This window comes from Cupriavidus sp. GW821-FHT07C08 (assembly GCF_059419025.1).
The window spans coordinates 398,865-421,019 of sequence record NZ_JBWKQZ010000002.1; the positions used below are offsets into that span (position 1 = coordinate 398,865).

At 60.3% G+C, this 22,155-nt stretch carries 17 protein-coding genes and 1 pseudogene; 14 read left to right on the plus strand and 4 right to left on the minus strand.

The window, feature by feature from the left end:
• Positions 1 to 48 precede the first annotated feature (48 nt).
• Positions 49 to 480 (minus strand): annotated as a pseudogene (locus tag AC07UK_RS05065) (SOS response-associated peptidase family protein); the annotation flags it as partial.
• Positions 481 to 865: 385 nt separating this feature from the next.
• Here AC07UK_RS05065 and AC07UK_RS05070 point away from each other — a divergent pair.
• Genes AC07UK_RS05070 through AC07UK_RS05085 form a run of 4 tightly spaced genes read left to right on the plus strand, consistent with a single transcriptional unit; the run spans position 866 to position 5,976 of the window.
• Positions 866 to 2,029 carry a tyrosine-type recombinase/integrase gene (locus AC07UK_RS05070; protein ID WP_058697660.1) on the plus strand — a complete coding sequence of 388 codons (1,164 nt, stop codon included), beginning with the start codon at positions 866 to 868 and terminating at the stop codon, positions 2,027 to 2,029.
• Positions 2,016 to 3,692 carry a hypothetical protein gene (locus AC07UK_RS05075; protein WP_058697659.1) on the plus strand — a complete coding sequence of 559 codons (1,677 nt, stop codon included), beginning with the start codon at positions 2,016 to 2,018 and terminating at the stop codon, positions 3,690 to 3,692. The genes AC07UK_RS05070 and AC07UK_RS05075 overlap by 14 nt, the downstream gene beginning before the upstream one ends.
• On the plus strand, positions 3,689 to 5,566 hold the full coding sequence (locus AC07UK_RS05080; RefSeq protein ID WP_143010704.1) for a site-specific integrase: 1,878 nt from the start codon (positions 3,689 to 3,691) through the stop codon (positions 5,564 to 5,566). Before AC07UK_RS05075 ends, AC07UK_RS05080 begins: the two co-directional genes overlap by 4 nt.
• Positions 5,563 to 5,976, plus strand: coding sequence for a hypothetical protein (locus AC07UK_RS05085; protein ID WP_058697657.1), 414 nt, complete (start codon positions 5,563 to 5,565; stop codon positions 5,974 to 5,976). Before AC07UK_RS05080 ends, AC07UK_RS05085 begins: the two co-directional genes overlap by 4 nt.
• A gap of 302 nt (positions 5,977 to 6,278) precedes the next feature.
• Here AC07UK_RS05085 and panP read toward each other — a convergent pair whose 3' ends face one another.
• Together panP and AC07UK_RS05095 are read right to left on the minus strand one after the other, a co-directional pair.
• Positions 6,279 to 7,928, minus strand: coding sequence for a pyridoxal-dependent aspartate 1-decarboxylase PanP (gene panP / locus AC07UK_RS05090; RefSeq protein WP_058697656.1), 1,650 nt, complete (start codon positions 7,926 to 7,928; stop codon positions 6,279 to 6,281).
• A 50-nt stretch (positions 7,929 to 7,978) separates the two neighbouring features.
• On the minus strand, positions 7,979 to 8,908 hold the full coding sequence (locus tag AC07UK_RS05095) for a LysR family transcriptional regulator (RefSeq protein ID WP_058697655.1): 930 nt from the start codon (positions 8,906 to 8,908) through the stop codon (positions 7,979 to 7,981).
• 190 nt (positions 8,909 to 9,098) lie between these two features.
• Between AC07UK_RS05095 and AC07UK_RS05100 the strand changes: the two genes are divergently transcribed.
• From AC07UK_RS05100 to AC07UK_RS05130, 7 genes are all read left to right on the plus strand, one after another.
• Positions 9,099 to 10,022 (plus strand): dihydrodipicolinate synthase family protein, encoded by a 924-nt coding sequence (locus tag AC07UK_RS05100; protein WP_058697654.1) that lies wholly within the window; start codon positions 9,099 to 9,101, stop codon positions 10,020 to 10,022.
• A gap of 279 nt (positions 10,023 to 10,301) precedes the next feature.
• Positions 10,302 to 11,720 carry an MFS transporter gene (locus AC07UK_RS05105; RefSeq protein WP_233528069.1) on the plus strand — a complete coding sequence of 473 codons (1,419 nt, stop codon included), beginning with the start codon at positions 10,302 to 10,304 and terminating at the stop codon, positions 11,718 to 11,720.
• A 180-nt stretch (positions 11,721 to 11,900) separates the two neighbouring features.
• Positions 11,901 to 13,001, plus strand: coding sequence for a porin (locus AC07UK_RS05110; protein ID WP_058697652.1), 1,101 nt, complete (start codon positions 11,901 to 11,903; stop codon positions 12,999 to 13,001).
• 130 nt (positions 13,002 to 13,131) lie between these two features.
• Complete coding sequence (locus tag AC07UK_RS05115; RefSeq protein WP_058697651.1) at positions 13,132 to 14,097, plus strand: Bug family tripartite tricarboxylate transporter substrate binding protein; 966 nt, start codon at positions 13,132 to 13,134, stop codon at positions 14,095 to 14,097.
• Between the two features lie 20 nt (positions 14,098 to 14,117).
• Positions 14,118 to 14,267, plus strand: coding sequence for a hypothetical protein (locus AC07UK_RS05120; protein ID WP_327077297.1), 150 nt, complete (start codon positions 14,118 to 14,120; stop codon positions 14,265 to 14,267).
• 24 nt (positions 14,268 to 14,291) lie between these two features.
• Complete coding sequence (locus AC07UK_RS05125; RefSeq protein WP_327077295.1) at positions 14,292 to 14,489, plus strand: hypothetical protein; 198 nt, start codon at positions 14,292 to 14,294, stop codon at positions 14,487 to 14,489.
• A gap of 185 nt (positions 14,490 to 14,674) precedes the next feature.
• Positions 14,675 to 16,120, plus strand: coding sequence for an IS1182 family transposase (locus AC07UK_RS05130; protein WP_058697650.1), 1,446 nt, complete (start codon positions 14,675 to 14,677; stop codon positions 16,118 to 16,120).
• Positions 16,121 to 16,455: 335 nt separating this feature from the next.
• On the opposite strand, the gene AC07UK_RS05135 is transcribed toward AC07UK_RS05130, so the two are convergent.
• A complete protein-coding gene (locus tag AC07UK_RS05135) occupies positions 16,456 to 16,923 on the minus strand; it encodes a hypothetical protein (protein ID WP_234788184.1) in 468 nt (155 codons plus the stop codon).
• Positions 16,924 to 17,430: 507 nt separating this feature from the next.
• Between AC07UK_RS05135 and ligD the strand changes: the two genes are divergently transcribed.
• The 3 genes from ligD to AC07UK_RS05150 are packed head-to-tail and all read left to right on the plus strand — an operon-like array spanning position 17,431 to position 21,687.
• Complete coding sequence (ligD, locus tag AC07UK_RS05140) at positions 17,431 to 19,953, plus strand: DNA ligase D (RefSeq protein WP_058697649.1); 2,523 nt, start codon at positions 17,431 to 17,433, stop codon at positions 19,951 to 19,953.
• A 31-nt stretch (positions 19,954 to 19,984) separates the two neighbouring features.
• A complete protein-coding gene (gene ku / locus AC07UK_RS05145; RefSeq protein WP_058697648.1) occupies positions 19,985 to 20,875 on the plus strand; it encodes a non-homologous end joining protein Ku in 891 nt (296 codons plus the stop codon).
• Positions 20,872 to 21,687, plus strand: coding sequence for a tetratricopeptide repeat protein (locus tag AC07UK_RS05150; RefSeq protein WP_058697647.1), 816 nt, complete (start codon positions 20,872 to 20,874; stop codon positions 21,685 to 21,687). The genes ku and AC07UK_RS05150 overlap by 4 nt, the downstream gene beginning before the upstream one ends.
• Positions 21,688 to 22,155 lie beyond the last annotated feature (468 nt).

The following is a 22,155-nucleotide window of genomic DNA, read 5'->3' on the forward strand; positions in this document are numbered from 1 at the left end:
GCCAGGAGGTGAGCGATTCTACGACATGGAATCGGGATTCTTCGTTCCCTACGCTGCCAACCGGTGCTCGTAGTAGGGCTGGTTCCGGTCGTCCAGGATTGCATCGAGCGCGGCCAAGTTCTTCGCGTCGGGATTCAACCAGGCTTCCACATGCTCGGGCTTGACTGGCACGATACAACGATCATGCCCTGCGGCCGACACCTCAGCGGGCGGCTCGTCGGTAATGGCAGCGAAGGAATAGAGATCGGCCTCGCCCTCTCCTCCTTTGCTGATCGACCATAGACACGCCACCAACATGTCCTGCTGCGGCTCGGGCCTGAACTCCAAAACCACGCTCTCTTGCTGCTCGCCAGGTGCCAGCTCTCGCTGCTCCATCCGATGCCGTGCGACATTTTCGTAGAAAGCATTGACGATCATGATGCCGTGTCGATAGCCGTATAGCTGTCGCCATGCCTTCTTCAAATTGTCGCGTCTGGCGTTGTTCTGGAACCTTGTATCTGTTAGGAATTTTACTAGTCTTTCCAAGACGAGTAGCCGGTGGGGGCGCGGGGGAGGGAAAAATGGGTCGGAGGGTTGTGGATAACTTCACTCTCGCGCGCTGGCGAAGACTGGAGGCGGTCGTGGTCCTTCGTGCAGTTGCTGAATACGCCAAGCAGGATGGGCAATTTAGACCACGGCAGAGCCATGGCACAACTCGCTGGCACGCGAACGTGGACGGCGTGGACTACGAAATCCTGTGCACGGGACCCCGGTTCCTAGATACACGTGCGAACCGAGGCGGTGGAGGTGCGGTCGATCTGGTAATGCACCTGATGCGGCTCGACTTCAAGCGCGCCGTAGCAGTGTTGAAGGCCAAGCAGCTCTGATGCGTCTTGTCGCATCGACTGAGGATCTTGTTATGGGCGGGCGGCCCTACCCCGGCTTCCCAATCCTCCTATGGGACAGCATGGAGAGCTGCGCGGAAGCCAACGAATTCCTGCGCCACTACCTGCTCCGCGGTGCTATCGGCTCGCGTAATTCTTGGGAACCGACAGGGCGTTCTCTTTACGACTACTTCAGCTTCCTTCAGGCGCACGACCTGCGTTGGGACGACGTAGATCGCGGAGAGAAAAAAACGCTGCTCGCCGCCTATCGAGACTACTGCTTCAAAACTGCGGGTCTCCAACGCAATACTGTACGGAACCGTCTCTTATACGTGTGCGAGTTCTATTCCTTCGCACAGCAGAGGGGCTGGATCAAGCAGCTTCCTTTTGGCTATGAGACGCGACGAACGATGCGTACGGGGGGCTTTCTCGCGCATGCCGATGGAAGTGGCGGAACGAAAGCCGTGCGCGATGTGATGCCGAGGGCTCGCAAGGACCTGCCTCAATATCTCACCCTCACACAAGTCCATGCCCTATTGACTGCAGCCGCTAACCCTCATCATCGCATGATTATTAGGCTTGCCGTGGGCTCTGGCCTGCGCCGGGAGGAACTGGCCTCCTTCCCGCGCGCCTATGTCTTCGATCCAGACCTTGCCGGACGGCCAGAGCGCAACATCCGTGTCCACCTTGATCCTGAGGATGGCCAAGGGATGCAGACCAAAGGCAACAAGCCGCGCTCAATCTACATCGGCCGGCGGCTGATGAAGGACCTGAACCACTACGCAATCCATGAGCGCGGCCTGCGCTCCTCGCTAAGCGGGGCGCCGCAAAAGGCGCTGTTCCTCAATCAGTTCGGCGAGCGGTTTACGGACGATGGAAAAAGTCTGAATCGTATTATCAAGGAGATCGGCAGGAAGGCCGGCGTTCGCGTGTGGGCTCACCTTCTGCGCCATACGTACGCGACTCACACCCTCGTCTCGCTCCAGCGGGTCCGCGACCGAAGCCGAATCGAACCCCTGGTGTTTCTGAAGCAGCAGTTGGGCCACGCCTCAGTGCAGACCACGATGGTGTACCTGCATCTGGTCAATGAATTGGCTGACGAGGCTGTGCTGGCGTACGACGACGAACTCAATGACCTGGCGGATGCGCTGAATGGGCAAGCGTAAGACCTTCTTCAAGACGGATCTGACAATTCCTCAGATAGAGCATGAGCGCGATGCTGAGGGGAGGATCGTCATCACCGCGGCAGCAATGCCTCCGAGCTGCACTGAAGTGAGATTCGGACGGAACACCACCAGGCTCCGGACATTCGAGTTCGCCCCTTGGTACGGCGTCGGCATTGACCCGATCACCTATGCCTGTCAGCGGCAGGTTGAGCGCTTCCTCGGCAAGCAGGACTCAGACGTCCAGGTGACGACTGTCGTGGGCTACTGCAAACTAGGCCTCGCGAGATTTTTGACGCACCTAACCATGCTCGGCACCGCAAACGGCCGACCGATGCGCCTGACCGACATCACCCGCGACACCATAGATAGCTACCTGCTCTTTCTCCGAGACCAAGGCATCGCCACGGACTCGCAGCGAACGGCGTACAGCTATACCAAGTCCGTCTTGCAGGCCTTGGGACGGCGAGGACTGGTCCACGTGATCGAACGCGGCAGTGAAGCCACGTTCCCCAGCAACCCCTTCCCCGGCTCGACACGCGGAGGCAAAGGGGAGCGCCCGCTATCTGCCACCGAGAAGAAGGCCTTCACGCTTGCCGTGAGGACGGCGGTGCAGCCACTGTTTGGAGAGGACGCAGAACCCACGGCAACACTAGCAGCCTATGCCCTGCTGGTCGTAGCCTTGCACACGGGTCGGAACACCACGCCATTGCTAGAGATGCCGATGAACTGCCTGCGCGCGCATCCAAAGGAAGGAATAGAGTTTCTGGTCGTGTTCAAGCGCCGAGGTTACTCCTCCACCAAGGTGGCGCTGCGCGCATCCAATTCCGTGATGCGTGTTGTGGAATCTACGCCGACACTGCGCTCCACGGTAGCTGGGTTGATTCGCCGCGTTCTTGCGCTGACGGCTGGCCTGCGCCGTGAGGCGCCGGAAGACATTCGTGATCGAGTATGGCTGTATCGACGAAGTAGGGACAGTGAAAGTCGCGTCAGCGCACTGACGCACGGCACCCTCGAAGAGGCAATCAAAAAGCTGGTCAGGACGTACGACCTCCGGGGCGATGACGGCGAGCCGATGCGGATCAACGTCAGCCGGCTGCGCAAGACCTTCGTCAACCGCGTGTACGAGATTCTGGACGGCGATGTCGTCGCCACCGCGACCGCGGCTGGGAACTCACTCGTCGTCACCATGCGCAACTACCTGCGACCTAGCGAAGATGCCCGCAAAAACTGGCGCTTCATGGGCCTGGTGCTGGTCGAGGAGCTTTTGACAAACACCCTCGGTGCCACTGAACGAACGCCGGTTGGCCGGTGCTCGGACACCACCGCCGGCGAGTATGCCCCAAAACGAAACGGCGACCTTTGCCAAAGCTTTCTGAACTGTCTTCGCTGCCGCAACTACGTCGTCACCGGCGATGACCTATGGCGGTTGTTCTCGTTTTACTTTCGGATCTTGCGCGAGCGCCCGCGCGTGGATAAGCGCCGCTGGGACCACCACCTTGCCCACATCCCTCGTCTGATCGACCGCGACGTCATCCAAGCCGGCCTTCGCCGCAAGTTGTTCAAGCCTGAGCAGGTGAATGCCGCCCGAGAACGGGCACGACACGATCCTCACCCCCTCTGGGCCAGCCCCACAATCATCAACGAATTGAATTCACTGGCGTGATGTCCCTAGCCAGAAGAGCGCTGGACCAGGAGCCTGTCGGCCAGCCAATCCTTGATCAGGACAACCTCGCCGCCACCATCATCTCGACTTGCACGATCAACGGCAAGGTGGTCATCCTCAGCCGGTACGGCGACCCAAAGTGGCGGCTCGTCGGGCAGCCTACGAACAAGGGAGCGTCGGAACAGTACGTAGACTTCAACGCCATACCCGCGGGCTGGCGGGCCACGATGAAGGCGATCTTGTGGCACTACATGCGCCGCGGACGCGAGGGAAAGAAAAGGCCGTCGCCTCGCGCCGTGACGAAGCTCCTTGTGGACGCCAAGTCATTCCTGCAGCACTTGGTGCGATTGAACATCACTAGGCTGGCCGATGTCACGCCCTTCGCGTGCTCGCTGTTCGTTGACTTCTGCAGACAGCATCGCCAGCGGCAAGGTTCCGCCAGAGCGGGAGAACTGCTGAAAGCCTCCTCGCTTGGACAGCTATACGGCGCTGTCGAGGCGCTCCATGAGTTGAGTCAGTACACGAGGGATGTAATGCCTGACCATCCTTGGGCCGGCACGTCGGCCACCCACTTGGCCGGTCTGACCGGTCAAGGAACGGGGTTTCGGGGAGGCAAGACCCCGCTTATGCCGGACGATGTGTTCACCACTCTCTTTCAGCGCGCCTGGTCATTGGTTGAAGCAGCCGATGATCTTCTTGATGTCCGCGATGAGATCTTGATCCTGCGGCAGGCGGCCGGCGGGAAGACACCGGCCGAGGGTATTTTCGTCCGAAGTCGGGGCTGGGCGGACATGTGGGAGTTCAACAAGGCGGTGATCGAACTGCGCACCGCCTGCTACATCGTCGTGGCGAGCCTTTCCGGGTGCCGCAACCATGAACTCGGCTTTGTCCAAAGGGGAGCCTGCTACGCCACGGAGGCGGCCGCAGACGACAAGGGTGAGCCCCGGACTTACAACTGGATGCGTTCGCAATCCACCAAGACAGGCGAAGGCCGCGCAGAGTGGATGGTTCCTGAGGCGGTTGTGACTGCGCTGAAGGTGATGGAGCGGTGGTCTGCTCCCTATCGGGCCGTGATCGAGGCCGAGATCGAAGCTCTTCGTTCGCAGAACCCCCTGGACCCTGAGCTTGCCGAGGCGCAACTGCATATGAACGCCGTCTTCGTGGCCATGACGCCGAACAGAGGCAACCAGGTGCGCACGATGTCACTAGGGGCGTGGAACAAGGCGTTGAAATCGTTTGCGCAGAATTGCGGCTTGGATTGGGACTTGGCCAGCCATCACTTTCGCCGGAAGTTCGCAAGCTATGCCGCCCGGAGTCAGTTCGGAGACCTGCGGTACTTACGATCACACTTCAAGCATTGGTCGATGGACATGACGCTAGGCTACGCTCTCAACGAGTCACAGGAGATTGCCCTCTACGCCGAGATCCAGACTGAACTCGACGACATCAAGAATGAAGTCGTGGAAGGCTGGCTGCGACCCGGCACCGCCCTAGCCGGTGGATACGGTCGAAATATCGTGTCCTGGCGGGGCGGCCAGGCCGTGACCATTTTCAAAGACCACCGCCAGATGGTTCGGTCGTTGGCGGAAAGTACGTCCATCCGCAGCAACGGGCATGCGTGGTGCACAGCCGACGATAACCGGTGTGTCGGCAATGATCTAGAGCGCACGCGTTGCAGCGGCTGCAATAACGCGGTCATCGGGCCAGAGTACGCTCCGCTCTATCGGGGCCTCCATGATCATCTGCAGGAGGTGCTAGCCTGTGATGACATCGGCGAAGGCGGACGAAATCTGGTCCGCCGAGACATGCAGCGTTGTCGCGATGTGTTGGTGACCCTGAGTCAGGGGGACAATTCGGAGTCTGCCGCGCCATGAGCAAACAACGCAAGCCAGCAGATCAGCGCGAGAAGGATCTACGCCTGGCGATGTTTCGAATCCAGCAAGGTCGTGCTCGCCACACCAAGGCGAAGAAGCTTACCATCAGCGCAGTTGCCGAAGAGGCTGGGGTGACCGGTCCGCTCATCCACAACCACTACCCCAAGATCGCTGAAGCCATTCGACTAGCCCAAGGTCGCGACAGTCGCGCTCAGCGCAACGCAAAGCAACTGGAGCTAAAGGCGGCACGTGACAAAACTCGTGAGCTTCGGCAGGAGATTGCAAACCTCCGCTCGGATGTGAGTCGGCTGGCATCGATCAACGAGGTATTGCTCGCTGAGAATGCCATGCTACGGTCGCGGCTGGGCGATTCCGACGTGGTGCCGATGGTCAAGCGACGTCAAAACTGACGCCCACGGCTTCGCAGGCTGATCATGCCGCTACGAAACCATACCAAGCGCGGAACAGACTCCGATAATTGTTGGTCCGGATACCAATTCACAGACATCGCCGTTTGTGCCGTTGGCGGAAGTCGCTTTCCGGCCATGAAGAGCCGTTCGATTTTTCATACCGAGCGTCCGCTGCCGATCGCGATGCGGCCGCAGAGAGAGCCGTCTATCAGCACAAGCTGAATTGTAGGCTCCGCTGTACCCTCGGCCGTAGGTGTCAGTGAGAGACGGTCGACGACTGGCGCTCGCCAACTGCAAATGCCTCACGCGTCCGGCGCCACCGCCAGTGCCATCAGCGGCGCCATGCATGGGCTGGCCGCCGCCAGCGCGCGCTGTTCGTCGAGGATGTCCTGCAGGATGGCATGCGTCGTATCCGGGTTGGCCAGCACCACGCGGAAAACGGCAATCGGGCGGCCACTCCACTGTGTCGACGTCAACTGCGTGCGCGATACGAATGAGCGGCCGGCATCGCGCTGCATTTCCTGAATGCTGATGGTCAGCGCATCCAGCGCGTCCAGCATCTTCTCGCGCCTGCCGGCCGAAGCGGTTGCCAGCGCGGCACGCACGGTCTCGGGCACATGGCGATAGGTCAGGATGCAAAGCTGCGGGTGGCTGTCGAGCTCGAAATCCGGCTGCTGCACTATCAGGGATGCAAAGTAGCGGGCGTTATCGATGCTACGTTCGATCAACTGCGCCAACCCCTTGCGACCGAGCAGATGAAAGTTCGCATAGAGCATGATCGCCGCCGCGCCGCGCGATCCTTCGAGCGTATGGCGCCCCAGGTCCACCGAGCCCTTGCGCACGATGTAGTTCGCATGCTGGATGATGTCCTGCGTCCACGCCGCGTGCCGGAACAGCACCATGCCGGCGCCCATCGGCACGTAGAACTGCTTGTGCGCATCGATGACGACGGAATCGGCACGCTCGATGCCCGCGAAGCGCCAGCGCTCGCGCTCCGACAGCAGTGTTGCGCCGCCCCATGCGGCATCCACGTGGAAATGGCAGCCGGCCTCCTGAGCAACATCCGCGATCGCGTCGAGCGGATCGACCGCGCCCGTCTCGGTCGTCCCCGCTATGCCGACGATCGCCATCGGCCGGATGTTGCGCTGCTGCAGGTCACGCATGGTATCGCGCAGCAGGTCGATGCGCATGCGACCGTCTGCATCGACCCCGACCGGCACGAGATTGTCGCGCCCGATGCCAAGGACATCGGCTGCCTTTCGCAACGAGTAGTGCCCGCGCTCTGAGACGACGACCGCAAGCCCGTCATGGCCGTAATGGCGCAGCGCAGCCACCAGTCCGGCGCGATGGATGCCGGCGAAGCCATCACGCGCGCCCAGCAAGTTGTTGCGGCTCGCCCATAGCGCGGTGAGGTTGGCAACCGTGCCGCCGGAGCAGATCGCGCCGAGCGCGTGGTCGGCATCGTGCAACCATCTCGCATAGAACGCGGTGTCCTGGGCAAACACCAGCTTGTGCAGCATGCCGATGACCTTGCGCTCAAGCCCAGTCAGCGCGCCGGACGTCTCGAGCTTCACGACGTTCTGGTTCAGCGCTGCCACCACCTTGGCCAGCGAGGGCATGAACGACGGCAGCGACGACGTCATGTGTCCGACGAACGTGGGCGATGCCACGGGCATCACGTGCCGAAACACGTCGTTGAGCAGATGATCGGCATGCGCTTGCGGCGATGTCGGCGTCTCGGGCAGCTCAACCGACGCGAATACAGCCTCGCGTGTAGCGCACGCGCCAACCGGATCAAAATGCTCACCCGCAAAGAAATCCGCCGGATGCTCGGCGATCCATCGCTCGAGCGATTCGAATGCACCCCGATCCGCGTCGAACCAGCGCAAGGGGCAGTCGTCGCCCCCGTCCGTGCTTTGTGAGGTCCCTTCGCGAGAGATGTCCGGCTTCATTTGCATTACCCAATGTTGATCGGTACCAGATCCAGGTGTCGCAGGACCTCTCAAGTTGAGACCTCGAGGCCACGTCCGGTCGACTCCGGTCCCCCGAATTGCGCAATCTCACGGACAAGCTGCATGACGGTGCGGCACGCTAGCGTGAGTTCACCATGGCGCGACATGGCCAACGCAATATGGCGGGTGATCTGCGGATTGATGATCTTCGATGCCTGCAAGCGGCAATCCCGGCCGGCGTTGGAAATCGCATACGGCCCCAGCAGCGCGTACATGCCCCCGTCGGCGACGATATGGGTCTGCAGGCTTAGCGAATCGGCCTCCACTGCGACATTCAGCGCAACACCATGCTCCAGTGCCAATTGATCCAATCGGTCGCGCCAGCTATTGGGTCGGCAGAACATTACCAGGGGAAGGTTGTGCAGCGCGGAAAACTGTACGGTGGGGTTGGCGGTCACGCGGTCTCCCTCGGCGCCCACAAGGTAGGTCACAGTTTCGACTAAGTACACGTCGCCGTGCTTTGGCATCGGACTATGGCGGAACAGAATAGCCAGATCGACGTGTCCAGCTTCCAGCCAGTTCTCCAGTTGCGCGCCTTGCCCCTCGCGAACACTGAGTTGCACCAGGGGGTAGCGCTCCTTCAAGCGGTAATAAAGCGTGCTGACCAGTGGATGCGCCATGGAAGGCAGGATTCCGATGCGAACTGTGCCGATAGGCTTGCCTGAGGTCGAGTGGATGTCGTTGACCAGTTGGTCCGTGCCTGCCACCCACGCCCGGACCTTGGGCGCCACGCGCTCTCCGAATTCGGTAAGCACCACCCCGCGACCCGTGCGCTGGAATAGACGCCCCCCGCACTCCTGCTCAAGTTCATTGAGTTGGCGGCTGATGTGGGGCTGACTCGTGCCATAGGACTGAGCCACCTTGCTCAGACTGCCCAGGTCGGCAGCCGCCAGGAACAGTTTCCATGCGGAGTAGTTCATCGCTTGCCTTGGCTTCCATGCTATACGGAATCAGTATATCTGAAATATCCAGCATGGCACTTCCGGTATGCCATGGCGACTCCTAGACTGCCTCACATGCCCGCCGCCGTTATGGAGACACTAGCAGCGGCAGGCTCTCCGGGCAAAGCATCCGGCACCCGGTGAACCCCATACTCATACAGGAAGTGACATGAAAGATATCGACCTCCGCGGCCTCAATCCTGCCCCGGTTACGCCCTTCACCCGCGACGGCGCGGTGGACTACGCCGCCTGCAAGAAGCTGGGCGCCTGGCTCGGCAGCATCGATGGCGTGAAGAGCCTGACCGTGCTCGGCCACGCTGGCGAAGGCACCTTTCTGACGCAGGCGGAGCAGATGAAGGTCATCGAAACCTTCGTCGAGGCAGTCAATGGCGCCATTCCCATCATCGCCGGCATCACGTTGGAAGGCACCGAGGTGGCCGCCGAGGAAGCCAAGCGCGCGGTCCAGGCGGGCGCGTCCGCCGGCCTGCTCTACCCCTCGCACGGCTGGCTGCGCTTCGGCTACCAGAAGGGCGCACCTCAGGACAAGTACCGCCAGGTGTTTGAGACCAGTGGGCTGCCGCTGATCCTGTTCCAGTACCCCGATGCAACCAAGTGCACCTACGACCTGGAGACCCAGCTTGACATCGCGGCGCAGCCCGGCGTATTCGCGATGAAGAACGGCGTGCGCAACATGCGCCGCTGGGACACCGAGATCCCCGTGATTCGTCGCGAGCGCCCTGATCTGCAGATTCTGAGCTGTCACGACGAGTATCTGCTGCACACCATGTTTGACGTGGACGGTCTGCTGGTGGGCTACGGCAACATCGCGCCGGAACTTCTGGTCGAGCTAATCAAGGCCGGCAAGGCACGGGACTACAAGGCCGCCCGCGCCATCCACGATCGCCTGCTGCCTGTCACGAAGAACGTCTACCACCGCGGCTCGCACATGGAAGGCACTGTGGCGCTGAAGCATGCGCTGGTTGCCCGCGGCATCCTGGAACACGCCACCGTGCGTTCTCCGCTGCTGCCGCTCGCCCCGGGTGCTGACATTGAAATCGCAAACGCGATGCGCGCCGCCGGCATCGTAGGCTGAACGGTGGCCAGGCGCAGCCATCCGGCTGCGCCTGCTAGCCGCGTCAGTGTTTTTCCCATTTTGCTGTAGCCAGCAGGCATGCACAACGGGAGGAATACGAGGCTTCACGCTGACCTGAGCTTCTGGGCTGCCCCCTGTCGCGGACTTCCAGTGGCTCTTGGGGTGCGAAAGACCGTGGCGACGGCAGAAGCGGATGACGCAAAAATAATGATGGCCGGTGCTCGCACACCATGAGCCAGTCAACTTGGAGACAGCATGGACACCACTACGGTCGCACCCATGTACAGCGGCAGGAACGATGCGGCAAGCAGTGCGCCATTTGATCCGCAGCAGCGGGCAGCGCAACTTCTCTTTCGCATCGAGAATGTTCCCTTTAGCAGGTGGCACACCAAAGCCCGCATTGTTATGGGCAGTGCTACCCTGTTCGATGCATTCGACGCACTGTCCTTGGCGTTTGTCATGCCGGTCCTGGTTGGGCTTTGGCACTTATCGCCGGGCGAGATCGGCGTCCTGATCGCTGCCGGGTACCTTGGGCAGGTCATCGGCGCACTATGCTTCGGGTGGCTTGCCGAGCGCCTGGGCCGGGTGCCGAGTGCCACCGTAACCGTGGCCCTGATGTCGGTCATGAGTGTGGCGTGCGCCTTTGCCGGCAACTTTCACATGCTGTTCCTGTGCCGCTTCATCCAGGGCATTGGTGTCGGCGGCGAGGTACCGGTTGCGGCAACCTATATCAATGAACTGTCGCAAGCCCATGGCCGCGGCCGCTTTTTCCTGCTCTATGAACTGATCTTCCCTGTTGGCCTAATGCTGGCGGCCCAGGTAGGTGCCTTCTTGGTTCCTCGCTTTGGCTGGGAGTACATGTTCCTGGTTGGCGGGATACCCGGCTTGGTCGTGGCACTGCTGATCATGCGGCTGCCGGAATCACCACGATGGCTGATCGCCAAAGGCCGGTTCGACGACGCAGAGCGCGTGATCGGCGAAATCGAGGCCAGCACCCCCAAGCGAAACCTCGATCCGCAGCACAACGCCGCAGAGATGGACCGGCGCATCTCGGAACTGTACGGGGGCCTCCATTCGCAGAAAAAGGGCAACTGGAAGGAGCTGTTCTCGCCGTTCTATCGTGGCCGTACGGTGGTGGTATGGCTGCTATGGGCGAGTTCCTATTTCGTTGCAAATGGCATCAACAACTGGTTGCCGAGTCTGTACAAGACGGTCTATCACCTGCCATTGCAGGAGTCGCTGCACATGGCCTCGCTCTCCAACGTGCTCAGCACCTGTGCCGTTCTTGTCTGCGCACTCTCGGTGGACCGCGTGGGTCGTCGTCGCTGGGCCATGGGGTGTTTCGTGGTCAGCGGCATACTGCTCGCCGTCCTCGGAGCGTTCGGCGCCGCCAGCCCCTGGTCGGTCATGCTGCTTGCATCCTCAGCTTATGCCGTGATGGGTTCGGCGACGGTGCTGCTGTACCTGTACACGCCGGAAATCTATCCCACGCGTATCCGTGCGATCGGAACCGGCCTGGCGACGTCATGGCTACGAGCTGCCTCCGCCACCGCACCGACCGTTGTCGGCATGGTACTGACGGGACAGGGTATTGCCACCGTCTTCCTGATGTTTGCGGGCGCCTGCGTGGTCGGCCTTGTCGCGGCCAGCCGAATGACCGAAACCACCAACCGCCCGCTGGAAGAGATTTCACCCTGACTGGCTGACCTGCCAAACGCAGCAGCGCAGACCGCTGCCGTCAGACGCTTCACGGCGATCATCGGACCCAGTATCCCTTGCAGCCGTGCACTCGAAACGTATCGAGCGCACGGTGCTGGGGGGAGACCGCTCGCCTGCCTTCACAAGTTTGTAACGACTCGCCATAACAAGGAGACACCCATGAGGAGTTGCGGGAAATGGTACGCGGGCCTTCTTTGCGCCGCACCGATGTTCGCTTCGGCACAATCAGTGACGCTTTACGGCCTCGGCGACACCGGGGTCGAGTATGTGAACAATATTGGTGCCAGCAAAGACAGTGTCGTGCGGATGCCGAACCTGACTGCCACCGTGCCTTCGCGCTGGGGGATGCGCGGGACTGAAGACCTTGGGGGAGGCCTGAAATCCGTCTTCGTCCTGGAATCCGGCTTTGCCCCGGACTCCGGATCGTCAAATCAGGGGGGACGCTTGTTCGGTCGCCAGGCCTTTGTGGGGCTGAGCAATCAGTGGGGACAACTCTCCTTCGGCCGTCAGTGGACGATGACCTTCTGGTCAACGCTGGACTCTGACGTACTGGGGCCCAACATCTACGGCGCCAACTCGTTGGATAGTTATCGACCCAATGCCCGCGCCGATAATGCCATCGCCTACAAGGGTACATTCGGCGGATTGACTGTCGGCGCGACATACAGCCTCGGGCGCGACACAGTCAATGCTGGCCAGAACCCCGCGGGAACCAACTGCGCCGGAGAGAATCCCGCCGACAGCAAGGCCTGCCGTGAATGGTCAGTGATGCTGCGGTATGACGCAAGCTGGTGGGGCCTGGCAACTGCATACGATTCCTTGCGCGGAGGCGCCGGTGCTGCAGCAGGGCTGGTGAACAGCGGCCTCAAGGACGATCGCCTGCACTTTGGTGGCTACATGGTCCTGTCCAGGACGAAGCTTGGCATCGGTGGCACCTTCCGGAACAATGAGGGCAGCACCACGTCCCATAGCCAGTTGTACTATGCGGGCCTGGCCTACGACATCACGCCCGCCTTCAATCTCGCGGGGCAGATCTACTATCTGGGATTCAACCATAGTGCCAACAAGGCATGGCTCGCGGCCCTGCGCGGTGCCTACGCCTTCTCCAAGCGGACCTCCGCCTATCTTACGACTGGCTTCATTGATAACCGGGGCCAACTGGCCATGTCGGTCAGCAGTGGCAGCGCCGTCGGAACCAGCGCGCCGGCACCGGGCGGCAACCAGTTTGGTGCGATGATTGGCATAAAGCATGTCTTCTGAGTCGGCGCCATACCTGTTTATGGCAAGAGCAAGAGCTCAGGCGAAAGCATCGGATGCAAGAATCCCTTCTCTGGACGCTCGCCAGTCGAGGCAGAGCGGCAAGCATGCAAGTCAATATCAGGAGACGACAATGAGAAGTATTTTGAGAGCGCTAGTGGCCACAAGCTTTGGTCTTGCCGCCACGCTGGCTCTCGGCCAGAGCTACCCCAACAAGCCCGTCAGAATCGTTGTGCCGTACCCCGCTGGTGGAACAGTGGACGCTGTTACGCGGGTTGTTGCGCAACGCCTAAGCGAAAACCTCGGCCAGCAATTTATTGTCGATAACCGGCCCGGAGCCAGCGGAACGCTGGGCAGCAAGTTGGTAGCGACCTCGGCGCCAGACGGTTACACCCTACTTGTGCAGGCATCGACCTTCGTGGCCACGCCGATGCTGATGAGCGCAACGACCTATGACATCGAAAAGGACTTCACGGCGATCACACAACTGGGTAGCGTCCCAATGCTCGTGACGGCGCATCCCAGTGTTCCAGCAAAGGACCTCAAGGAGTTCATGGCCGCCATCCGCAAGGAGCCCGGGAAGTACACCTTTGGAACTTCAGCAGTCGGCTCGGCTAGCCACCTGGCCGAAGAAGCGATCAAGCACGACGGGAAGCTCCAGTTCGAGATCATCCCCTACAAGGGTACGGCTCCGGCGTTGACGGAAGTCATGGGCGGCCACATCAATGCCATGGTGGATGCCTTGCCATCGACGCTGCCCCATGTGAAGAGTGGAAAGCTGAAGCCGCTTGCAGTCACTAGTGCGAAGCGCATTGCCGCGTTGCCGAACGTTCCGACGGTTGCAGAGTCGGGATTGACCGGCTTCGAGATGGTTTCCTGGTACGGCTTGTGGGGACCTGCGAGAATGCCCGCCGAACTGACTCAACGCATTCGGAATGAAGTCGCGAAGGCATTGGCTTCGGAAAAAGCGGTCAAGGTATTGGGCGAGTATGGATTCAGCGCCACGACGTCCCAGCCGGCGGACTTCACCGCATACATTAGGCAGGAGAAGGCCAGATTCAGCACCCTGATCAGGGAGGCAAATATCAAGCTCGACTGAGCGGCATTTGGAGAGCCACGATGAGCACATATACCGCACGCGACCGGGCCAGCACGGTGGAACACATCCATGGTCGCGGTGCCGGCACGCTTGAGTTGGACTACGAGACCGCATGGCAGGACGCGATCGAACTGGAGCAACTCGGCCGTCAATACGGTGTCGACGTGTAGTATCGCGCCGTCGAGCATGTCTCCGTGGCATCCCCCGAAGCATTGGTGCACGGCCTGCGCATGGAGAAGCCCACATTCAGGCAGCGCTACCTCTACTGCAGGTTCGACATGGCCGCGCTGTCTGAGGATACGCTGCGCAATCTGGAGGAGCTTGCCATTGAACACGGCGACTACCTCATGGCCGGTCACCTCTTTACGGAGGAAACGCTGACCTGGGTGTGAGCGGCCGGATTCACATGCCGGTCCTCGGCCGCCGCAGGAATTCCCCTTTGAGCAGGATCGGTGACTGCAATACCACGGTCATTGGACATTGAGCTCGCGTTCGCGGATGACCGAGAGGGGTCGAGGCTGTGTGAAAACGTCTCGATCACCTAGACTGAGTCAACGCATTCAGACTGGGGGATCGGATGAAGCGATTCATAGAGGGAGAAGACCGCAAGCAAGCTACCCTGCTTCCAGAATGCCTCGATGATTTCATCGCCGAGGACAACCCCACCAGGATCATCGACGCGTTTGTTGAAGAACTGGATCTCGAGTCGCTCGGGTTCGAAGGTACCAATCCCTCGACTACAGGTCGCCCTTCATATCATCCTGCTGTCCTGTTAAAGATATACATCTATGGTTACCTCAACCGGGTCCACTCCAGCCGCCGTCTGGAACGCGAATGCCAACGCAATATAGAACTGATGTGGCTTACCGGTCGACTGGCGCCGGACTTCAAGACGATTGCAGACTTTCGGCGGGATAACGGCACGGGCATTCGCAATGTCTGCCGTCGCTTCGTTGTACTGTGCCGAGATCTTAAGTTGTTCTCACAGGCCCTGGTCGCCATCGACGGCAGCAAGTTCAAGGCAGTCAATACTCGGGACCGCAATTTCACCGCTGGCAAGGTCGACAAGCGCCAGCAGCAAATTGAGGAAAGCATCCAGCGGTATCTGAGCGCGCTGGAGACTGCGGATCGCACGCAGCCTGCGGAGGTAGAACTCAAGACAACTCGACTGCGCGAGAAGATTGTGCAACTGCGTCAACAGATGCATAGCCTTGACCAGATAAAGGAAGAGCTCAAGACGCTGCCAGATGGTCAGATCTCGATGACCGATCCTGATGCGCGCTCGATGGCGACAAGTGGCAAGGGCTCTGGAATGGTCGGCTACAACGTACAGATGGCCGTAGATGCCAAGCATCATCTGATCGTTGCTCATGAGGTCACCAATATCGGCAATGATCGGGCGCAACTCAGCTCGATGGCTCGAGCTGCTCGCGATGCGATGGGTAAGACCAGGCTTAAAGCCATAGCTGATCGTGGCTACTTCAGTGCGCAGGAGATCAAAGCATGCGCGGATACGGGCATTGCTGCCATCTTGCCCAAGCCAGCAAGGTCCAGCGCGAAGGTAGGTGGTCGATTCGTTCGGGCGGACTTCATCTACATTGCCCGAGACGATGAATATCAATGTCCCGCCGGAGAACGTGCGATATACCGCTTCACCAGAGAAGAACACGGACTGCAGCTACGCCGCTATTGGAGTAGTGCATGTCCTCAGTGCACGATGCGGTCGCAATGCACGCCGAGTCCGTACCGGCGCATCTCCAGATGGGAGCATGAGGAAGTGCTGGAGGCCGTCCAGCGCCGGCTCGACAAGATGCCGGATGCAATGACGGTTCGCAGGCGAACCGTCGAGCATGTCTTCGGAACCTTCAAACATTGGATGGGCTACACGCACTTCTTGACGCGCACGCTGCCGAATGTAGGAACTGAAATGAGCCTGCATGTTCTGGCGTACAACCTGAAGCGCGTCCTTCGAATTCTCGGGTTCTCGAAAACAATGAAGGCCATGCGCCTGGTGGGTGCGTAAGCACCCATTTGCGCGCAAAAGATGGGGCTGAAGATCGCTCTCAGGGGCCCCATTAGCGCTGTTCCCACCCGTTTCGACGCCGCCGACGACCGGATTGGCCGAAAATTCGATAAGGCAGGCTACGCCCCGGAGGGGGCGCGCATTGGTGCGATTCGAGAGACGTTTCCACACGGCCTCGGTCGATCAGAGACGATCGCCTTCCCAACTCTGCCTGAGAGTAGGAGCAGCCGCTGAGTTGAACTGGCGTCAATCCTTCGAGTACCGCAGCGAAGTTGGCGCGCCGGCCGCACCGCTGGCCATAGGCCCACAAAGGATTCAACCTCAGAACGAAAGGGTTAGGGAAAAGAGTTAGCCGCCCTAAGTGGTTGATTGGAACAAAAATTTTTCCACCTAACTGTTAGCAACGTTCCCAAAGCGTTGTATGTACCGGGTTTCTGTCGCTCCATCGCGGGCGTCCACCCCGGCATCCTGCATTGATAGCGCATCGGGATCACAACTCGCTGGCCATCCTGCACCACCATCACGGGCGCGTAGTGGCCCGGGAAAATACGCGAGTCTCGATCCAGCAAATCAGTTCGCTGCAGGTCTGCTAGATTGCGCTGCGCCCTCGCGATCTTGTCAGTCGCGACGCGTTGATCGTTTTCCGCCTTCTTTGTCGGCTTGCCTGCCAATGCGCGCTCGGCGGCAGTCAGCCGTGTCTTCTGCTGGAACAGCTCCGTCTCCAAGGCTATCGCCTGATCTTTGTCACCCGCCGCAACAAGGTCGGCGACAGCGCGCTCCTTGTCGTTCGTGGCAGACGGCACGCATTGCTTTAGGCAGTTTGGACCAGCCGCCGTCTCTGCGCTTCTCCCAGAAGAGTTCGACAAAATGCTCAAAACTGTCAGAGGCCCCGAATTCCCGAACGTACTTTCGATAGCTGGCGTGAATCTGCGCGGAATAGCACATCGCTGTCACCGTGGCGTTGTGGCTAAAGAAGCCATTCTAGTGGCGGCGGCCTGACCCTGCAGGGGCACGCCCTTAACGGGTGAGCATGCCGGTTGCAAGGCAGGCCTTCCGGGTGGACGTGTAAGACGCTGCCTTCTACAGGGCATTGAGATAGCGGCCTAGACTGCAGAAATATGGCAACCCGAGGAGCCGACATGTCAAACGTTTATGTAGTGCCACGCGGCGACCGACGGAAGGTTGAGGTAGGTGCCGCATAGTTAACTTATGTTGGGACGCAGCGATTGGCTCCGGGACGATGCTGGCATAAAGACAGAGGGGCCAAGCGGATCGTCCACGGAAGGGAGCGATCCGGATGCGAAACGCCTATGGCAACGACACCAGGGATGTCAAAGGTTAGAGCGCGCACCGCGGAGCGGTTGCCCGACCTCGACCGCTATCAGAAGAAGCGCAACTTCAGCGTCACCCCAGAGCCGGCGGGAACACGAAAACGGCGCAAGAATGCCGAACAGTTGCGTTTCGTGATCCAGAAGCATTGGGCGCGGCGGCTGCACTACGATTTCAGGCTCGAACTCGATGGCGTGCTGCTCAGCTGGGCGGTGCCCAAGGGGCCTTGCTACGATCCCAGCGAAAAGCGTATCGCGGTCCATGTGGAGGACCACCCGCTCGACTATATCAACTTCGAGGGTGAAATCCCGGCTAAACAGTATGGCGCCGGCTCGGTGATCGTCTGGGATCGTGGCACGTGGGAGCCAATCGGCGATCCGCGTGAAGGTATGGCCGCAGGCAAGTTGCTCTTTGAACTTTACGGAGAAAAGTTGGCCGGCCGTTGGGAACTGGTACGCATCGCCAAGCCCGGCGACAGCTCAGAGCAGTGGTTCCTCTTCAAGAAGCGAGATGCCTGGGCGCGACCGCTGGCAGAGTTTGACGTGTTGGCAGCTTTCCCGGATAGCGTCATCAAAAAACCGCTGGGTGCGCTGACCCAAGCGTCGACGGGCTCTACTGAAATGGCGTCCGATACCGCCATCGTGAACGCCCCGCTCGTCCCCTTGCCGGCAAAGCTCGGGCCGCAGCTCGCCACCCCGGCACCCGCACTTCCGACTGGTACCGGGTGGGTCATCGAAACAAAGTTCGATGGCTACAGAATCTTGGCCAGAATCGAGGATGCCCGAGTAGCGCTCTTTACTCGTAATGGCCATGACTGGACGCGCAAGCTGGGATCCCTGGCGGCAGAGATCGAGACGCTAGACATCTCGGAAGGCTGGCTGGATGGCGAGATCGTCGTGCTTCGCGATGGCATGCCGGATTTCAATGCCTTGCAGAACGCAATCGATGGGCATCGCAACGACGCAATCGTCTTCTTCGGCTTCGACCTACCCTTCTGGGAAGGCCGGGATTTGCGCAATGTGCCCCTGACCCAGCGGCGCGCGAAGCTGGCGGAGCTTGTCGGAGATCGCTCCGAACGGGTGCGCTTTAGCGAGGCCTTCGATGCTTCCCCAGTGCAGATCTTCCAGGCGGCGTGCCAGCTCGGTCTCGAAGGCTTGATGTTCAAGCGGGCCGACGCCTCCTATGTTTCCGCACGCACCCAGACCTGGCTGAAGGCCAAATGCAAACTGCGCCAGGAGTTTGTGATTGGCGGGTTTTCGGACCGCAGTGGTGCAACAGCCGAGGTAGGCAAGCTATTGCTTGGCGTATATGCGGATGGAGAACTCCGTTACGTCGGCGGCGTTGGAACCGGCTGGGACAGCGCGACGGCAACAGAACTCAGAAGACGCTTGACCACCTTGGAAACTGAGCGAAGTCCCTTTTCGACGGAGGCGCGTTCCAGCCGGCGATGGGGCGGAGGCCGGGAAGGCGTTGTACGTTGGGTGAAACCGACCCTCGTTGCAGAAGTCGAGTTTTCCGAGTGGACCCCTGAAGGCCAGGTACGCCAAGCCTCGTTCAAGGGCCTGCGCGCCGATCATCCGGCTAAGTCGACCCGGCGAGAGGCGATCCAGACTGCCGTGACGCCGCACGGCGTCAGCGCTATCAAGGTCTCCAATCCGGACCGTGTCATCGACAAATCCACAGGCATCACGAAGGTCGAGCTGGTTCGCTACTACGCGAGCGTGGCGGAGCGGATGCTGCCCCACCTCAAGGATCGGCCGCTATCCTTGGTGCGCGCGCCGGAGGGCATCGATGCCCCGACCTTCTTTCAGAAGCACGCGGAAACGGCGATGCCTGGCCTCACCGAGCAGCTCCCGTCCCTTTGGCCCGGCCATGCCGCATTACTCACTGCTGATTCGGCAGACGCAATCGTCGCCGCTGCCCAGATGAATGTGCTTGAGTTTCATACGTGGAATTCGACGGCCCACCACATAGATCGTCCGGATCGAGTCATTTTCGACCTCGATCCTGGCGAAGGGATTGCATGGGAGACGATGATCGAGGCCGCCATGCTGGTGCACACGCTGCTGGATGAGCTGGGGCTGCAGTCCTGGTTGAAAACGAGCGGCGGCAAGGGGCTGCACGTCGTCGTGCCATTGGCGCCGCAGCGTTCCTACGACGAAGTGAAGGCGTTTTCGCGTGCCGCCGTCAAACACTTGGCGGCCACTCTGCCCCAGCGCTTCACCGCCCGCTCTGGGGCGGCTAACCGCAAGGGGCGGATTTTTGTGGATTATCTGCGCAATGGCTTCTCCCAGACCACCGCAGCCGCGTTCTCGGCGCGAGCGCGGCCAGGACTCGGTGTCTCCATGCCGGTGTTCTGGGAGCAGCTTACCAAGCTGAAAAGTGGCGCACAGTGGACTATCCGCGATGCCCGCGAATACCTCAGTTTCCAAGTGGCGGATCCCTGGCAGTCTTACTGGGAGGCACCCCAAAATTTGACCGCAGCCATCGAACGATTAAGCTAAATGCTGGCGCATCTGCGCTGTGGAGTATCCAATGCCTGCACGATCCCTCGCCTCTTTGTCGCTGTCTTTCGGCCTGGTGTCCATCCCCGTCAAACTCTACACCGCCACCGAGACAAGCTCTGCTGTGCGCTTCAACTTACTGAGCAAAGAAGGCGCACGGCTGAAACAACAGTACGTTTCCGAGCAGACCCAAAAGGTTGTCGACCGTGCAGACATGGTGAAGGGCTACGAGTTTGAGAAAGACCGCTTCGTGACGTTCTCCCCCGATGAACTCAAAGCCTTGGAAGAGAGTGCCAGCCACATGGTCGATATCGTTGCGTTCATTCCCGAGCGCAGCGTGGATCCGCTGTATTTCGACAAGGCGTACTTCATCGCTCCAGATAAGCGCGGCGGTAAGCCTTACAGCCTTTTACGCGAAGCCATGTCGAAGACCGGTCGCTGTGCCATTGCGAAGTGGGCCTCGAAAGGCAAATCGCATATCGTGCAGATCCGACCGGTCGAGGGCGGCCTGGTGTTCCAGCAACTGTTGTTCGCGGATGAAGTGCGCAACATCGCCGAACTGCATATCGAGGAAGTGGCAGTCTCAGATGCGGAGCTAAAGCTGGCGATCCAGCTGATCGAGCAAGCCTCGGAAGACCAATACGATCCGGCCCAGTACAAGGACGAGGAGAAAGTCAGGATTCTCGCCGCCATCGACGCAAAGATCGCCGGCAAGCAGATCGTATCGCCCGAACCAGTTGAAGTCACCGCCGGCGGGCAGGTCATCGATCTGATGGATGCACTTCGCGCGAGTCTGTCCAAGAAAGGGCTGCCCGCGACAAAAGCCAAAGCCGCCGAGCCATCAACTCGCAGAGCCGGTAAGCGGGGCACAGCGCCTTCCGAGCCGACACCGATCCGACGCACCACTAAGAAGTCGGCATGAGCCACGGCGAAGGGTTGACCAGGCGCGAGCTGGAGACGCGCCTGGGCGCTTCGCGCCGGCTGATCTCCAGCCTGGTAGCCGCCGGGCTGGTCACGCCTGCACGAGGCCCACGCGGCCAGTACGTCTTCTCCTTTCGGGACGTGGTTCTGATTCGTACCGCCGAATCCCTGCACAGGTCGAGCGTTGCGCCTGCACGGATTCTGCGGGCGCTGCGTCGTCTCGAACGGCTCACACCGAACCGACACCTATCGGCCCTGCGAATCTCCGCAAGCAGCGGCAACGTATCGGCATGGGACCGGCACGGCGCGTGGCTGGTTGAGAGCGGCCAACGGCTGATCGAGTTCGGGCCGGATGAAGCCGATGTGCGAGTCGTTGATTTAACGCGAATGCGTGCCAACGAACCGACCGCCGAGGAATCCTTTGCGCAAGCCTATGCACTTGAACCTGTCGACGCCAATGCGGCTGAAGCGGCCTACCGACGCGCCTTAGAGATCTCGCCAGGAATGCTGAACGCCTACCTGAACCTTGGGTGCATGCTGGCAGACCAACAACGATTCGACGAAGCCATCATGCTCTATGAGGGGGCGTTGTCCGTCCTTCCGAACGCGCCGCAATTGCATTTCAACCTGGGGGTTGCACGCGAGGATGTCGGCGCCCCGCAGTCAGCTCTGGCAGCGTACGAGCGATGCATCGAACTTGCACCGGACGACGCCGATGCCCACTACAACGCAGCGCGTTTGCATCAGGAACTGGGCCACTTCCAGAAGGCGCTGCGACACTTCAACGCATTCCGGAGGCTCGACCGTCCATAAAGCCAAGCCGCGGCATTATTCGGCGACCAACCTGATGCGTCGCCCCAAGAGGGCCGCATAAGGCACGTATCGAAAGAGGCTCAATTGATCACTTCCACGTGCAAAAGTGATGACCGCTCCATTCTAGTAAGACGCGGGAGCCTTCTGCTGAAAAAAGCGCGTTAAATTCGGACTAATTCAGACTTAAGCGTTTCTTGCGACGTCATATCATGCCTGGGTAGTCCTGCTACCGCCCGCTTCGCCGCCCTGGTGACGCGGGCTCTTTTTTGGGTAAAGCGAGCCCGTGCGCAACAGTGGGCAGGCCGATTGCCTGGTGCGGGGCGACTGGGCGATACTGGGCGCGGGAAACTCCACAAGTTTCCCGATTTCTTCATGGACGTTCTGCGGCTCTCTGCTACCGGTCGAGAGCCGTCTTTTTTCGGTCATCGCCCGATTTGACCGCGTGTGTTGCGCGGTCCGCCGCGGGGT

Excerpts from the sequence above, each read along its gene's own strand:
- AC07UK_RS05115 (WP_058697651.1), top strand. The coding sequence starts at position 13,132 with ATGAGAAGTATTTTGAGAGCGCTAGTGGCCACAAGCTTTGGTCTTGCC.
- AC07UK_RS05095 (WP_058697655.1), bottom strand. The coding sequence starts at position 8,908 with ATGAACTACTCCGCATGGAAACTGTTCCTGGCGGCTGCCGACCTGGGC.
- AC07UK_RS05120 (WP_327077297.1), top strand. The coding sequence starts at position 14,118 with ATGAGCACATATACCGCACGCGACCGGGCCAGCACGGTGGAACACATC.
- AC07UK_RS05100 (WP_058697654.1), top strand. The coding sequence starts at position 9,099 with ATGAAAGATATCGACCTCCGCGGCCTCAATCCTGCCCCGGTTACGCCC.
- AC07UK_RS05070 (WP_058697660.1), top strand. The coding sequence starts at position 866 with ATGCGTCTTGTCGCATCGACTGAGGATCTTGTTATGGGCGGGCGGCCC.
- AC07UK_RS05130 (WP_058697650.1), top strand. The coding sequence starts at position 14,675 with ATGAAGCGATTCATAGAGGGAGAAGACCGCAAGCAAGCTACCCTGCTT.
- AC07UK_RS05150 (WP_058697647.1), top strand. The coding sequence starts at position 20,872 with ATGAGCCACGGCGAAGGGTTGACCAGGCGCGAGCTGGAGACGCGCCTG.
- AC07UK_RS05085 (WP_058697657.1), top strand. The coding sequence starts at position 5,563 with ATGAGCAAACAACGCAAGCCAGCAGATCAGCGCGAGAAGGATCTACGC.
- AC07UK_RS05105 (WP_233528069.1), top strand. The coding sequence starts at position 10,302 with ATGTACAGCGGCAGGAACGATGCGGCAAGCAGTGCGCCATTTGATCCG.
- ku (WP_058697648.1), top strand. The coding sequence starts at position 19,985 with ATGCCTGCACGATCCCTCGCCTCTTTGTCGCTGTCTTTCGGCCTGGTG.
- AC07UK_RS05075 (WP_058697659.1), top strand. The coding sequence starts at position 2,016 with ATGGGCAAGCGTAAGACCTTCTTCAAGACGGATCTGACAATTCCTCAG.
- panP (WP_058697656.1), bottom strand. The coding sequence starts at position 7,928 with ATGAAGCCGGACATCTCTCGCGAAGGGACCTCACAAAGCACGGACGGG.
- ligD (WP_058697649.1), top strand. The coding sequence starts at position 17,431 with ATGGCAACGACACCAGGGATGTCAAAGGTTAGAGCGCGCACCGCGGAG.
- AC07UK_RS05110 (WP_058697652.1), top strand. The coding sequence starts at position 11,901 with ATGAGGAGTTGCGGGAAATGGTACGCGGGCCTTCTTTGCGCCGCACCG.